The organism is Nocardioides sp. Root240, assembly GCF_001428825.1.
Taxonomy (GTDB): domain Bacteria; phylum Actinomycetota; class Actinomycetes; order Propionibacteriales; family Nocardioidaceae; genus Nocardioides.
This window is the reverse complement of record NZ_LMIT01000010.1, coordinates 425,386-437,521: the sequence shown is the minus strand read 5'-3', so window position 1 is coordinate 437,521 and position 12,136 is coordinate 425,386. Positions and strand designations below refer to the sequence as shown.

The 12,136-nt window shown below is 71.4% G+C and carries 14 protein-coding genes; 3 read left to right on the top strand and 11 right to left on the bottom strand.

Annotation, left to right across the window (positions count from 1 at the left end):
- Positions 1 to 3: 3 nt before the first annotated feature.
- From ASE20_RS25160 to ASE20_RS12195, 4 genes are all read right to left on the bottom strand, one after another.
- Positions 4 to 153 (bottom strand): hypothetical protein, encoded by a 150-nt coding sequence (locus tag ASE20_RS25160; protein WP_164483673.1) that lies wholly within the window; start codon positions 151 to 153, stop codon positions 4 to 6.
- Positions 154 to 257: 104 nt separating this feature from the next.
- Positions 258 to 1,052 (bottom strand): crotonase/enoyl-CoA hydratase family protein, encoded by a 795-nt coding sequence (locus ASE20_RS12205; RefSeq protein WP_056894807.1) that lies wholly within the window; start codon positions 1,050 to 1,052, stop codon positions 258 to 260.
- Between the two features lie 93 nt (positions 1,053 to 1,145).
- Positions 1,146 to 2,387: a fatty acid desaturase family protein gene (locus ASE20_RS12200; RefSeq protein WP_056894806.1), complete on the bottom strand. Its 1,242-nt coding sequence runs from the start codon at positions 2,385 to 2,387 to the stop codon at positions 1,146 to 1,148.
- A 26-nt stretch (positions 2,388 to 2,413) separates the two neighbouring features.
- Positions 2,414 to 3,544, bottom strand: coding sequence for a ferredoxin reductase (locus ASE20_RS12195; RefSeq protein WP_225869098.1), 1,131 nt, complete (start codon positions 3,542 to 3,544; stop codon positions 2,414 to 2,416).
- 106 nt (positions 3,545 to 3,650) lie between these two features.
- On the opposite strand from ASE20_RS12195, the gene ASE20_RS12190 reads away from it, so the two are divergent.
- Positions 3,651 to 4,829 carry a PucR family transcriptional regulator gene (locus ASE20_RS12190; protein WP_225869097.1) on the top strand — a complete coding sequence of 393 codons (1,179 nt, stop codon included), beginning with the start codon at positions 3,651 to 3,653 and terminating at the stop codon, positions 4,827 to 4,829.
- On the top strand, positions 4,826 to 5,746 hold the full coding sequence (locus ASE20_RS12185; RefSeq protein WP_056894804.1) for an SGNH/GDSL hydrolase family protein: 921 nt from the start codon (positions 4,826 to 4,828) through the stop codon (positions 5,744 to 5,746). Before ASE20_RS12190 ends, ASE20_RS12185 begins: the two co-directional genes overlap by 4 nt.
- Here the strand turns inward: ASE20_RS12185 and ASE20_RS12180 are convergent.
- The 4 genes from ASE20_RS12180 to ASE20_RS12165 all read right to left on the bottom strand — a co-directional run bounded on the left by ASE20_RS12180 (position 5,727) and on the right by ASE20_RS12165 (position 8,547).
- Positions 5,727 to 6,131, bottom strand: coding sequence for a secondary thiamine-phosphate synthase enzyme YjbQ (locus ASE20_RS12180; RefSeq protein WP_056894803.1), 405 nt, complete (start codon positions 6,129 to 6,131; stop codon positions 5,727 to 5,729). The two genes, ASE20_RS12185 and ASE20_RS12180, sit on opposite strands and share 20 nt — an antisense overlap.
- Before the next feature lie 12 nt (positions 6,132 to 6,143).
- Complete coding sequence (locus ASE20_RS12175; protein ID WP_056894802.1) at positions 6,144 to 6,494, bottom strand: TraR/DksA family transcriptional regulator; 351 nt, start codon at positions 6,492 to 6,494, stop codon at positions 6,144 to 6,146.
- A gap of 97 nt (positions 6,495 to 6,591) precedes the next feature.
- Complete coding sequence (locus tag ASE20_RS12170; protein ID WP_056894801.1) at positions 6,592 to 7,455, bottom strand: HpcH/HpaI aldolase/citrate lyase family protein; 864 nt, start codon at positions 7,453 to 7,455, stop codon at positions 6,592 to 6,594.
- 3 nt (positions 7,456 to 7,458) lie between these two features.
- Positions 7,459 to 8,547 carry an HpcH/HpaI aldolase/citrate lyase family protein gene (locus ASE20_RS12165; protein ID WP_056894800.1) on the bottom strand — a complete coding sequence of 363 codons (1,089 nt, stop codon included), beginning with the start codon at positions 8,545 to 8,547 and terminating at the stop codon, positions 7,459 to 7,461.
- A gap of 84 nt (positions 8,548 to 8,631) precedes the next feature.
- On the opposite strand from ASE20_RS12165, the gene ASE20_RS12160 reads away from it, so the two are divergent.
- The gene (locus ASE20_RS12160; protein WP_056894799.1) at positions 8,632 to 8,931 is read left to right on the top strand and encodes a hypothetical protein; all 300 of its coding nucleotides are present in this window, start codon (positions 8,632 to 8,634) and stop codon (positions 8,929 to 8,931) included.
- Here ASE20_RS12160 and ASE20_RS12155 read toward each other — a convergent pair.
- The 3 genes from ASE20_RS12155 to ASE20_RS12145 all read right to left on the bottom strand — a co-directional run bounded on the left by ASE20_RS12155 (position 8,867) and on the right by ASE20_RS12145 (position 12,038).
- Complete coding sequence (locus ASE20_RS12155; RefSeq protein ID WP_056894798.1) at positions 8,867 to 9,421, bottom strand: DUF1992 domain-containing protein; 555 nt, start codon at positions 9,419 to 9,421, stop codon at positions 8,867 to 8,869. The two genes, ASE20_RS12160 and ASE20_RS12155, sit on opposite strands and share 65 nt — an antisense overlap.
- Positions 9,422 to 9,531: 110 nt before the next feature.
- Positions 9,532 to 10,335 (bottom strand): poly(3-hydroxyalkanoate) depolymerase, encoded by an 804-nt coding sequence (phaZ, locus tag ASE20_RS12150; RefSeq protein ID WP_082612341.1) that lies wholly within the window; start codon positions 10,333 to 10,335, stop codon positions 9,532 to 9,534.
- Positions 10,336 to 10,346: 11 nt separating this feature from the next.
- Entirely contained in the window at positions 10,347 to 12,038 is a 1,692-nt protein-coding gene (locus ASE20_RS12145) for a PHA/PHB synthase family protein (RefSeq protein WP_056894796.1), read from the bottom strand.
- Positions 12,039 to 12,136: the final 98 nt, after the last annotated feature.

The following is a 12,136-nucleotide window of genomic DNA, read 5'->3' as shown; positions in this document are numbered from 1 at the left end:
TCGTCAGGCGGCTGCCTGCACCGAGCCCGGCATCACGGTCGGCGAGCAGGCGCACGTGTCGCTGCACGCGAGGTAGGTGTGCGCGGCGTGCCCGCAGACCGGGCACGGCAGGTCGTGGCTGAGGTGCTGCTGGTGGCTGGTGTTGGTCCACATCGCCCTGTCTCCTTCGTGTCGCTGGGTGCTCTCACTAGGACCACGAACGACATCGGCCAGATACGACAGATGTGGAGGTTTTTCCTGCGGGTGGGGCCGATCGGTCAGCGACCGCGGGGGCCGTAGACCGCCTCGGCCTTCTTGAACGCCGCCTCGCGGGCGGCCTTCGTGTTCCGGGCGGCCAGCAGGTAGGCCTGCTCGACCCGCTCCCGGGCGAAGGTACGACGGGGCGAGGACGCCCACGTGTCGTTGAACAGCCGCTTGGCGGCCGCGACGGCGTCGGGCGACTTCTGCGAGAGCTCGTTCGCGAGGCGCAGCGCTCCCGCGAGCGGGTCGTTGTCGAGCCGGGTGACGAGGCCCAGCTCCAACGCGCGGCTGCCGTCGAAGACCTCGGCGGTCATCGTGAGCAGCTTGGCCTGGTCGATGCCGACGAGCTCCTTGAGGGCCTGGATGCCGGACATGTCGGGGATCAGGCCCCACTTGCCCTCGAGCACCGACCAGCGGGAGTCGGGGGTGGCGATGCGGAAGTCGGCGGCCAGCGCGATCTGGAGGCCGCCGCCGAGGCAGTGGCCGTGGACCGCGGCGATGACCGGGACCGGGATCCGGCGGAAGGCCCACGGGGCCTCCTGGAAGGTGTTGGTGCCGCGCAGGGGGCGCGGGAGGAACGCCTTCGCGATGCCGGCGGGGTTGCGCATCACGGAGGCGAAGTCGAGGCCCGCGCAGAACGCGTCGCCTTCGCCGCTGACGATCACCGCGCGCAGCGTCTTGTCGCGGCGCAGGCGCTGGGCCGTGCTGACGAGGTCCTCGAGGGTCTCGAGGGTCAGCGCGTTGAGCTTGTCCGGACGGTCCAGCCGGACGTGGGCGATGCCGTCGGTGATCGTGCAGCTCACGGTGCTCATGGGCCCATGCTACCCGTCAGTAACCACCTAACGTCATAGGTTCCGTGGGCTGGAGCCCACGGTGCCTATGACGTTAGGTCGGGCGGAGTCCGCTCAGGCGGCCTGGGCGAGCTCCTGCTTGCGCGCCGCGCTGTCGAGCAGGCGCTGCATGACGCGGCGCTTGCGCTTGTCGGCGGTCGTCATGGCGTAGAGCAGCTTGAGCTGGCTGGGCAGGTTCTTGGCGTTGGTCGTGGCGAGCCAGCCGTTGGGGAAGGACAGGCGGACGACCTTGTGCCAGGCACTGGCGACCTGCGGCACGAACGGCCGGGTGAGGTAGGTGAGCTCGTACTTCTCGAACACGGCCCGCACCTTGGGGGCCACCTCGGCGTACCGGTTGCTGGGCAGGTCGGGGAAGAGGTGGTGCTCGATCTGGTGCGACAGGTTGCCGCTCATGATGTGCATGGCGGTCGAGCCGGAGAAGTTGGCCGAGCCGAGCATCTGGCGCAGGTACCACTCGCCACGGGTCTCGTTGGCGGGGATCGCCTTGAGCTCGAAGGTCTCGACGCCCTCCGGGAAGTGGCCGCACATGATGACCGAGTGCGACCAGATGTTGCGCACCAGGTTGGCGGTGAAGTTGGCCGCCAGGGCCGGGAGGAACGAGCCGGTCGGGATCGCGAGGGCCGGGTTGACGACGTAGTCCTTGGTGGCCTGCTTGCGGATCTTGGTCAGCGTGCCCTTGAGGTTGGCCTTGAACGCCTCGCTGCGCTTCTCCTTGGGGACCCGCAGGTTGCGACCCAGCTCGAGGTCGTAGGCGGCGATGCCGTACTCGAAGAAGCAGGCGTTGATGAAGTTCCACATCGGCTGCGCGAGGAAGAACGGGTGCCAGCGCTGCTCCTCGTCGACGCGCATGATGCCGTAGCCGAGGTCGTTGTCCTTGCCGACGATGTTGGTGTGCGCGTGGTGGACCTGGTTGTGCGAGTGCTTCCAGGCGTCCGACGGCGTCGCGTTGTCCCACTCCCACGTGGTCGAGTGGATCTTCGGGTCACGCATCCAGTCCCACTGGCCGTGCATGACGTTGTGGCCGATCTCCATGTTCTCGAGGATCTTCGCGACGCTCAGGCCGACGGTGCCGACGACCCACGCCGGCGGGAAGATGCTGGCGAGCAGCACGGCGCGGCTGCCGAGCTCCAGCTTGCGCTGCACGTCGACGACCTTGCGGATGTACGCCGCGTCGCGCTCGCCGCGCGAGTCGAGGACCTCCTGGCGGATGGCGTCGAGCTCGGCGCCGAGTGCCTCGATCTGCTCGGGGGAGAGGTGGGCGATCGGGTTGCTGGGCTTCTGCGTGATGGTGGTCATCGTCAGCCTTTCGGGGGTGGGGGAGGTCAGTGGTCGATGTGGCAGTCGCCGGCGGCGGCGCTGATGCACGTCTGGATCGGGACGCCGTCGGGGTGCGTCTCGCCGGGGACGGCGACGGTGAGCTCGCCGTTGCGCAGGTCGCGCACGGCGCCGGACTTCATCGGGAGGACGCAGCCCATGCAGATGCCGATGCGGCAGCCGCTCGGCATCAGCACCCCGGCGGACTCGGCGGCGTCGAGGATCGGCGTGGCGCCGTCGACCTCGACCGTCGTGCCGGACGGGCCGGTGAAGCTGATCGTGCCGCCCTCGGCGCCGGTGGCCACGACGGTCGGGCGGAAGCGCTCGGTGTGGAGGGTCAGGCGGCGCTCGTCGTAGAACGCCTCGAGGGTGTCGAGCAGGCCGGCGGGGCCGCAGGCGTACGCCGTGCGCTCGGCCAGGTCGGGGACCTCGGCCTCGAGGTCGCTCATGGTGAGCAGGCCGTCGGTGTCGGTGTGCCGCTCGACCAGACGCAGGCGGCCGGCGTCGGCGTGGGCGCGCAGCTCGGGGCCGAAGATGACCTCGTCGCGCTTCATCGCCGAGTGGACCAGCACGATGTCGTAGGCCGCGCGGGCCTCGTCCTCGTTGCGGGAGTAGAGGTTGCGCAGCATGCCGATCACCGGCGTGATGCCGGAACCGGCGGTGACGAGGAGCAGCTTGTGCTTCGCGCCGTTGGCCGGCGGCGTCAGGACGAAGTCGCCCTCGGCCTGCGCGAGCTGCACCATCTGGCCGACCTTGGCGGTGCGGACGAGGTGCTGCGACACGGCGCCGCCGGGGATCGCCTTGACGGTGATCGAGATCCGGCCGTCGCGGCGCGGGCCGTGGGTGAGCGAGTAGGTGCGCCACAGGCGCACGCCGTCGACGTCGACGCCGACGCGGACGTACTGGCCGGGGATGTGCCCGGCCCAGTCGCGGCCCGGCTTGATGACGATGGTCGCGGCGTCGGCGGTCTCGGCGTCGACCGCGACGATCCGGCCCTGGAGGCCCGTCGCGGCGGGACGCAGCGGCGCGAAGTGGTCGAGCAGGTCGTCGACGCTCAGCGGCGTGACCGCCGCGTCGAGGAGGTTGCGCAGCCCGCCCGTCAGGCGCCCGGTACGGGGACGTGCAGTCGTGGTGCTCACAACATCAAGACTCCCAACATCTGCCGCTAAACTCATGACCACAGCCGGTGAATCTTCGGACTGCTTTTGTTCGCCAGGAGTAAAAGAGGGCGGTATGCCGCGTCGAGTGTTGCGCCGACCACGGTCGGACGAGAGCGTCCTGCTCCCTCACGAGACCGTCGTCGCGATCCGGAGCGAGCTGGCCGCCGTCGCCGACGACGTCGTCGACCAGATCATCCGCGAGGTGCCGCCCTACGAGGACGCCTTCAGCGGACCCATGGGCGAGACCATCCGCGGCGCCGTGCAGGTGGCGCTCGGCGGCTTCCTCTCCCTGATCAGCGACCGCCGCGGCCCCGACGCCCTGGCACCGCGTTCCTCGGCCGTCGACGGGGCCTACCAGCTGGGGCGCGGCGAGGTGCGGAGCGGGCGTACGACGGACGCCCTCCTGTCGGCGTACCGGATCGGGGCACGGGTCTCCTGGCAGCACCTGTCCGCCAAGGCCGTCGAGCAGGGCATCGGCCCAGCGACCATGGCGTCCTTCGCCGAGCTGGTCTTCGCCTACATCGACGAGCTGTCCGCGGCCTCGGTCGCCGGGCACCGCGACGAGTCGGCCACCGAGGGGCGGCTGCGGCAGCGGATGGCCGAGCGGCTGGCCCGCCACCTGATCACCGGTGCCCCCGAGGCCACCCTGCTCGCGTCCGCCGAGCGCGCCGAGTGGACGCCGCCGACGACGCTGACCGCCGTGATCGTCCCCGAGTCCCAGGCCGGCTCCCTGCTCCGCGCCCTGCGGCGGGGAACCCTGCTCACCGCCGATCTGCCCGATCTCGACGGCGCCGCCCTGCTGATGGTGCCCGACGCCCACGACCGCGGGCGCGCGGTGCTCCTGCGCGCCGTGCGTGACCGGGAGGCGCTGGTCGGTCCGCCGCGCCCCTGGCTCGACGTCCGCGAGTCCTACGACCGGGTCGTCCGTGCGCGGGCCCTCGGCCTCACCGGCGACACCGAGCAGCACCTGCCACGCCTGGTGCTGACGGCCGACCCGGAGGCGCTGGCGGACCTGCGGGCCGTCGTCCTGGCGCCGTTGGCCGAGCTCCGCCCGGCCGCCGCGGAGAAGCTGCGCGAGACGCTGCGCGCCTGGCTGCTCCACCAGGGCCGGCGCGACGACGTGGCCGCGGCACTGTTCGTGCACCCGCAGACGATCAGGTACCGCATGACCCAGCTGAGGGAGCTCTACGGCGACCGGTTGGAGGACCCCGATACCGTGCTGGCGCTGACGCTCGCACTGGGGATGGAGGAGGACGGGTCGTGACCAAGCCTGGATCCGTGGCCGAGCGCTGGCTCCTTGCAGCGGTGGTCGGCGTGGTCGCCGCGACCACCGTCGGCTGCGGGGACGACAACCCCCCGACCGTCGACCCGACCCCGTCGGCCGGCACGTCGATCGGCCCCGGCAGCCGGTACGTCGCCCTCGGCGACTCCTACGCCGCCGGCCCCGAGCTCGGTGTGGACACCGGTTCGACCGGCTGCGCCCAGACCGCCGGCAACTACGCCCACCTGCTCGCCGAGCAGCTGGAGCTCGACCTCGTGGACGTGAGCTGCGGAGGTGCCGACTCCTCCGCGCTGACCGAGGAGCACAAGCCCGTCAACGGCCCGGCCGTCCCGCCGCAGCTGGACGCGGTCACCTCCGACACCCGGCTCGTCACGCTCACGATCGGCGGCAACGACCGCCAGATCTTCAACCGGCTCGTCACCACCTGCATCGGGCTCGGCGTGAAGGACCCCGACGGGGCGCCGTGCACGGAGCTGGTCAAGGAGTTCGACGTACCGCTGAAGGACCAGATCGAGATGATCGCCGACCGGATCGACGATGCCGTCGCGGAGATCGCCGAGCGGGCGCCGCGAGCGCGGGTCGTCGTGATCGGCTACCCGCAGGTCTTCCCCGCCCGGGGCACCTGCGACCAGCTCGCCCTGGCCAAGGGCGACTACCCGCTCGCCCACGCCATCGTGGAGCAGATGGTGCGGGCCCAGCGCGACGGCGCGAAGCGCGGCGGCGCGGAGTTCCTCGACCTCACCGACGTGATGGCCGGCCACGACATGTGCTCGAAGGATCCGTGGATCGCGGGCGCAGCGCCCGAGCGCGACGCGCTGCCGTACCACCCGTACGCGGAGGAGCAGGACGCCGTCGCGGACCTGCTGGAGAAGCTGGTTTCTAGCCCGCGAGGAAGCTGAACCGCACCTCGCGCACCTCGTTGTCGACGTTCAGGTCGACCAGGCAGATGCTCTGCCAGGTGCCGAGGGCGAGCCGGCCACCGAGCACCGGCACGGTCGCGTACGGCGGCACGAGCGCCGGCATCACGTGCGAGCGGCCGTGGCCGGGCGAGCCGTGCCGGTGGCGCCAGCGGTCGTCGGCGGGGAGGAGGTCGGCGAGGGCGGCCAGGAGGTCGTCGTCGCTGCCCGCGCCGGTCTCGAGGATCGCGATGCCCGCGGTGGCGTGCGGGACGAAGACGTGCAGCAGGCCGTCGGCGCGGTCGGCGACGTACGCCTCGCAGTCGCGGGTCAGGTCGAGGACGGCCTCGCGGTCGCCGGTGCGGTAGGTGCGGGTCTCGCTGTCCACCCCGCCATCCTGTCAGCGTCGCGCGGCGGCGCAAGCGATGCACGTGCGCGCAGCGGGGCGGACGTCGAGGCGCTCGGGCGAGATCGGGAGCCCGCACGCCTCGCAGGCGCCGTAGGTCCCGGCGGCGAGCCTGGCGAGGGCGGCGTCGAGCTCGAGGAGCTGGTGCCGGGCGAGCCGGGCGACGGCGTCGACCTGGGCGCGCTCGAAGGCGATCGTCGCGCCCTCGGGGTCGTGCTCGTCGTCGGCGTTGGTGTCGCGGGAGGCGGCGACGATCGCGTCGTGGTCGCAGCTCAGGTCCGCCAGCCGCTGCAGGGCGGCGTCGCGCTCGGCGTCGAGCCGTGCTCGTACGTCGTCCTGCTCCATCACTCCATGGTGCAGGAATCCCCGCTCCGGCGGGGATTCCTGCGGTTGGTGACGGTTGCAACCGTCATCAACCGCAGGAACAGGTCACGAACCCCCGTCAGGCCAGGGCCTGGATCGCGTCGTGGATCGAGAGCGTGCGCTCGGCGGACTCGACGTGGAGGTTCTCCACCATCTTGCCGTTGTAGGTGACCACGCCGGAGCCCTTGCCGTCCTCCCACGCCTGGATCAGGCCGCGGGCGTCCTCGACGGCCTGCTCGCTCGGGGCGAAGCCGGTGTTCGCGCCCTCGACCTGGCCGGGGTGGATCAGGGTCTTGCCGTCGAAGCCCATCTGGCGGCCCTGCTCGACCTCGGCGAGGAAGCCGTCGATGTTCTTCACGTCGTTGTAGACGCCGTCGATGATCACGATGCCGGCGGCGCGGGCCGCGAGGAGGGCGAGGCCGAGGCCGGTGATCACGGGCTGGCGGCCGGGGACGTGCTCGGCGTACAGCTCCTTGACGAGGTCGTTGGTGCCCATCACGAAGCCGGTGAGCCGCTCGGAAGCGGTCGCGATCGACAGCGCGTTGAGCATGCCGATCGGGGTCTCGACCATGGCCCACAGGGTGGTCCTCGCGGGGGCGCCGGCCGCCTCGAGGGCCGCGACCAGGGTCCGGACCTCGTCGGCGGAGTTCACCTTCGGGACCAGTACGACGTCGGGACCGGCCGCGGCGGCGGCCTTGATGTCGTCGTCGTGCCACTCGGTGCCGATGCCGTTGACCCGGATGACCAGGTGGCGGCGGCCGTACTCACCGGACTGCACGGCGGCAGCGGCGCAGGCGCGGGCGGCGACCTTGGCGTCGGGGGCGACGGCGTCCTCGAGGTCGAAGATGATCGCGTCGGCGGGCAGCGTCTTGGCCTTCTCCAGCGCCCGCTCGTTCGAGCTGGGCATGTAGAGGACGGAGCGCAGCGGCTTGAACTCGGTCATTGGTCAGGCCTCCGGGGTGGGGATGGCGTCGTACGTCGCCTTCAGGTCGGGGTCGATCTCGGCCAGCTTCTCGGCCAGCTCGACGAGCACGAGGCACTGCTTGAGGGACGCGTCGTCCTCCATCTTGCCGTCGATCATGACCGCGCCGGTGCCGTCGCCCATCGCGGCGACCACACGACGGGCGTGGGCGATGTCCTCGACGCTGGGGGAGAAGACGCGGTTGGCGATCTTGATCTGGACCGGGTGCAGCGACCAGGTGCCGACGCAGCCGAGGAGGAAGGCGTTGCGGAACTGGTCCTCGCAGGCCACCGTGTCCTTGATGTCGCCGAACGGGCCGTAGTACGGGTAGATGCCGTGCGTCGCGCAGGCGTCGACCATCTTCGCGATCGTGTAGTGCCACAGGTCCTGCTGAAAGATCGCACGCGGCGCGTCGACGATCGGCAGGCCGTCGTCGCCGCGCGGCGCGTCCTCACGGACGAGGTAGCCGGGGTGGCCACCGCCGACGCGGGTGGTCTTCATCTTGCGGTCGGCCGCGAGGTCGGCCGGGCCGAGCGAGAGGCCCTGCATGCGCGGGGACGCGCCGCAGATCTCCTCGACGTTGGCCACGCCGCGCGCGGTCTCGAGGATGGCGTGGATCAGGATCGGCCGGGTGATGCCGGCCTTCGCCTCGAGCTGGGCGAGGATCCGGTCGACGTAGTGGATGTCCTCGGCGCCCTGCACCTTCGGGACCATGATCACGTCGAGCTTGTCGCCGATCGCGGGCACCAGCGTGGTGAGGTCGTCGAGCACCCAGGGGCTGTCGAGCGAGTTGATCCGCGTCCACAGCTGGGTCGGGCCGAAGTCGGTGGCCTGCGCGATGCGCACGAGGCCCTCGCGGGCGGCGACCTTGTTGTCGGCCTTCACGGCGTCCTCGAGGTTGCCGAGCAGCACGTCGACGGTGCCGACCATGTCGGGGATCTTGGCGGCCATCTTCTCGTTCGACGGGTCGAAGAAGTGGATGGCACGGCTGGGCCGGGCGGGGATCTCGCGCAGCGGGGCCGGGGCTCCGACGGCGAGCGGGCGGAAGAAGTCCTTGGCGCTCTTGTGACTCACGCTTGCTGAACCTACCCGTGAGTCACCCGCTACGGGTATGACGGATGTCTCGCCGAGACGACCTCCCGGTCGTACCGTGGCCGGGTGACGCCGGACGAGGTCGATGCCTTCGCGCGCTCGCTGCCCGGGTGCAAGCGCAAGGGCACTGCCACCCACCCCGCCTGGTACGTCGACGACCGGCTCGTCGCACGCCTGGTGGACGCGGGCGAGCTCGTGGTCCGCGCCGGCTTCGACGAGCGGGAGCGGATGGTGGCCGAGCACCCGGAGACCTTCGGCGTACCGCCGCGGTACGAGCGGCACCTCAAGGTGCAGGTGCTGCTCAGCGGCGACGGCGCAGCCATCCGCGCAGCGATCCGCGGCGCGTGGGAGCTGCAGCGTCGGTGACGGCCTGCGCGGCTCGCCAGGCCGCCCGGCGTGCCTCGGCCCGCTCGCGCCAGGCCGCGACGGTCGCGTCGACGTCGCGCGGCATCGTGATGAGCGGCGGCCCGTCGACCGGCGTGTAGCGCGCCCGGATCACCCGCGCGTTGAAGTCCTCGACGAACGCGCGGACCTCGCGCTCGGAGCCCATCGCGTCGAGCTCGCCGTCGAGTGAGGCGTCGTCCTTGCGCAGCTGGAGTGCGGGCGGCAGCACCGTGATCTGCTCGCGCTCGACGAGGCGCTTCACCCACCAGTCGGGGTCGTGGGTGGCGCCCAGGCCCTCGATCGGCTTGCCGGCGCCGGGGAGGTCGTCGAACTCGCCGCGCTCCATCGCCTGGCGGACCTGGAGGTCGACCCAGGTCTGCTGCTGCTCGATGCGGGCGCGGGCAGCCTTCTGCTCCGCGGCCCGCCGCTGCGCGGCCTCGGCCGCGGGGTCCTCGTGCTGCTGCTCCGACATCGCGCTCACCTCGCCCTTCGACGATAGTCCCGGCCGAAAAGCGTGCTCGAACCGTTCGATCGAACGCTTCGAGCAGGAGATCGGAGCAGACGGACGGGCGCTGACGGCAGCTACCGCGCCGGGCGCAGGAAGTCGGCGATCAGGGGTGCGAGCGTGTCCGCGCTCGTGACCAGACCGAGGTGCCCGTCGGGGTAGACGTGCAGGGTCGCGTGCGGGAGCAGCCGCGTCATGATCCGCGCGTTCACGAGCGGGATGATCGGGTCGTCGTCGCCGGCGAGGACGAGCGTCGGCTGCCGGATCAGGGGCAGCGCCGGGAGGCTGGACCAACCGGCTCCGGCGAGCAGCTGGAGGAGGTACCCGCGACGGGACCCGACCCGCGAGTGCGCGTGCATCAGGCGTCGTACGTCGTCGGGGCGGTCGCGCATCTGGCCGCCGTACAGCTCGGCGGCGACCTGGACGGCGTACTCCGCGTCGCGGTAGCGCTGCGGCGTCACCATCTTGCGCAGCACCCGCGGCGGGGCGGGCACCATCAGCGACCCGGTCGCGGTGCTGACGAGCACGAGGCGGCGGCAGCGGCGCGGCTGCTGGAAGGCGATCTGCTGCGCGAGCCCGCCGCCCCAGGAGATGCCGAGGACGTCGTACTGGTCGAAGCCGAGCTGGGTCATCATCCTGCCGATGCCGACCGTCAGCAGTGCGAAGTTGTAGGGCACCTTCGGGTCCGGCGACCCACCCACGCCGGGTACGTCGAAGCGGACCACCCCGATGCGCGGGTCGAGCGCGTCGACGAACGGCTGGAGCAGGTCCAGGCTGGCGCCGATCCCGTTGCACAGCAGCAGCGGGGGACCGGGCTCGGTGCCGGGGCGCACCGCCGCGCGGACCTGGTGCCCCAGGACGGTGACGTGGCGCAGTTCCAAGGCCGGTGTCCTCACTTGTCGAAGACGTACGTGCCGGGGGCGTCGGCCAGGGGCCGGAGGCGGGTCGAGCCCATCTCCTTCGGGGCCGGCTTGAGCTCGCCGGTGCGAGTGTCGAGCCACTGCGAGACGTCGTTCCACCACGAGCCCTGGTGGGTCTCGGCGCCCTTCAGCCACTCCTTCGCGTCGCTGCCGTGGTCGTCGTTGGTGTGGAAGGTCGCCTTGGGGTTGCCGGGCGGGTTCACGAGCGCCGCGATGTGACCGCTCGTCGAGAGGATGAACCGGGTGTTGCCGCCGAAGAGCTGCGTCGTCCGGTAGCAGTTCTCCCAGGGCGTGATGTGGTCGGCGATCCCGGCGACGACGTAGCTGTCGACGGTGACCTTGCCGAGGTCGATCGGCTGGCCCAGCACGGTCAGCGCGCCGGCGCGGGTGAGCTGGTTCGCGACGGCCATGTCGACGAAGTCGGCGTGCAGGCCGGCCGACATCCGCGTCGTGTCGGCGTTCCAGAACAGGATGTCGAAGGCAGGCGGCTTCTTGCCGAGCAGGTAGTTGTTGACCCAGTAGTTCCAGATCAGGTCGCTGGGCCGCAGCCACGCGAACACCTCGGTGAGCGAGCGGCCGTCGAGGAAGCCCTTCTGCGCCGAGCGGGCCTTGGCGAGCGAGGCCATCCGCGGGTCGCTCAGCGCGGAGACCGTGCCGGAGTCGTGGTTGTCGATCACGGTGACCGCGAGGACGATGCCGGCGAGCCGGTCCTGGCGACCGATCCCGGCGAGGTACGCCGCCGTGATGCTCGCCAGGATGCCGCCGGAGCAGATGCCGGCCAGCATCGTGGTGGGGCTGCCCGTGATCTCCTCGACCGCGTCGAGCGCCTCGAGGATCGAGCCGACGTAGGTGTCGAAGTTCCACGCCTTGTGGCGGGCGTCGGGGTTGCGCCAGGAGATGACGAACATCTGGCGGTTGCTCTGGGTGCTGTACTCCACCAGGCTCCGGCCGGGGGAAAGGTCGATCGCGTAGAACTTGTTGATCGTCGGCGGGACGATCATGACGGGGACCTCGTGGACCTCGTCGGACTGCGGGACGTACTGGATCAGCTCCAGCACGTCGTTGCGGAAGACCACCGAGCCGGGCGTCGCGGCGATGTTCTCGCCGAGCGTGAAGCCGGAGGTGTCGACCATCTCGGGCACGCGCGGCGACGAGGCGAGGTCCTTGACGAGCTGGGTGCCGCCGCGGACCAGGCTCAGCCCGGCGGTGTCGATGACCGCCTTCGCGGACGCCGGGTTCACCAGCGGCACGTTGCTCGGCGCCAGCGCCTCGACCACGTTCTCGACCAGGAAGCGGACCCGCTTGCGGTCGCGCGGGTCGAGGTCGGCGTCCACGACGAGCTGGTCGACGGTGCGGCCCGTGGCGAGGTAGACCTGCACCAGCCGGCGCAGCAGCGGGTTCTCGGTCCAGCCGGTGTCGGTGAAGCGGCGGTCGCCGCGCTGCGGCGTCACGTCCGACGTACCGGCGACCACCTTGGCGGCCTCGCCGGCCAGCGCGCCCAGGCGGCGGGCGGTCGTCCGGGGCTGGCGGGCGAGCGACACGGCCCACCGGGCAGTGGACATGTCGGGCAGGAAGCGGCGGACGGGACCGAGGGCGGCGTCGACGAGGAGTACGTCGAGCGGAGCGGCGGCGTCGGCCAGGCTGGTGGTGGTCGAGAAGCTCATGCTCCAAGGGTGGTCGGGGAGGCAGGGGCAGCGCTTCGGCTGTCGGCACCGACTTTCCCGGCGCTCCTGTGTGCGCCTGCACAACGCGCGTCCTACTG

Excerpts from the sequence above, each read along its gene's own strand:
- ASE20_RS25160 (WP_164483673.1), bottom strand. The coding sequence starts at position 153 with ATGTGGACCAACACCAGCCACCAGCAGCACCTCAGCCACGACCTGCCG.
- ASE20_RS12200 (WP_056894806.1), bottom strand. The coding sequence starts at position 2,387 with ATGACCACCATCACGCAGAAGCCCAGCAACCCGATCGCCCACCTCTCC.
- ASE20_RS12145 (WP_056894796.1), bottom strand. The coding sequence starts at position 12,038 with ATGAGCTTCTCGACCACCACCAGCCTGGCCGACGCCGCCGCTCCGCTC.
- ASE20_RS12170 (WP_056894801.1), bottom strand. The coding sequence starts at position 7,455 with ATGACCGAGTTCAAGCCGCTGCGCTCCGTCCTCTACATGCCCAGCTCG.
- ASE20_RS12155 (WP_056894798.1), bottom strand. The coding sequence starts at position 9,421 with ATGTCGGAGCAGCAGCACGAGGACCCCGCGGCCGAGGCCGCGCAGCGG.
- ASE20_RS12175 (WP_056894802.1), bottom strand. The coding sequence starts at position 6,494 with ATGGAGCAGGACGACGTACGAGCACGGCTCGACGCCGAGCGCGACGCC.
- ASE20_RS12205 (WP_056894807.1), bottom strand. The coding sequence starts at position 1,052 with ATGAGCACCGTGAGCTGCACGATCACCGACGGCATCGCCCACGTCCGG.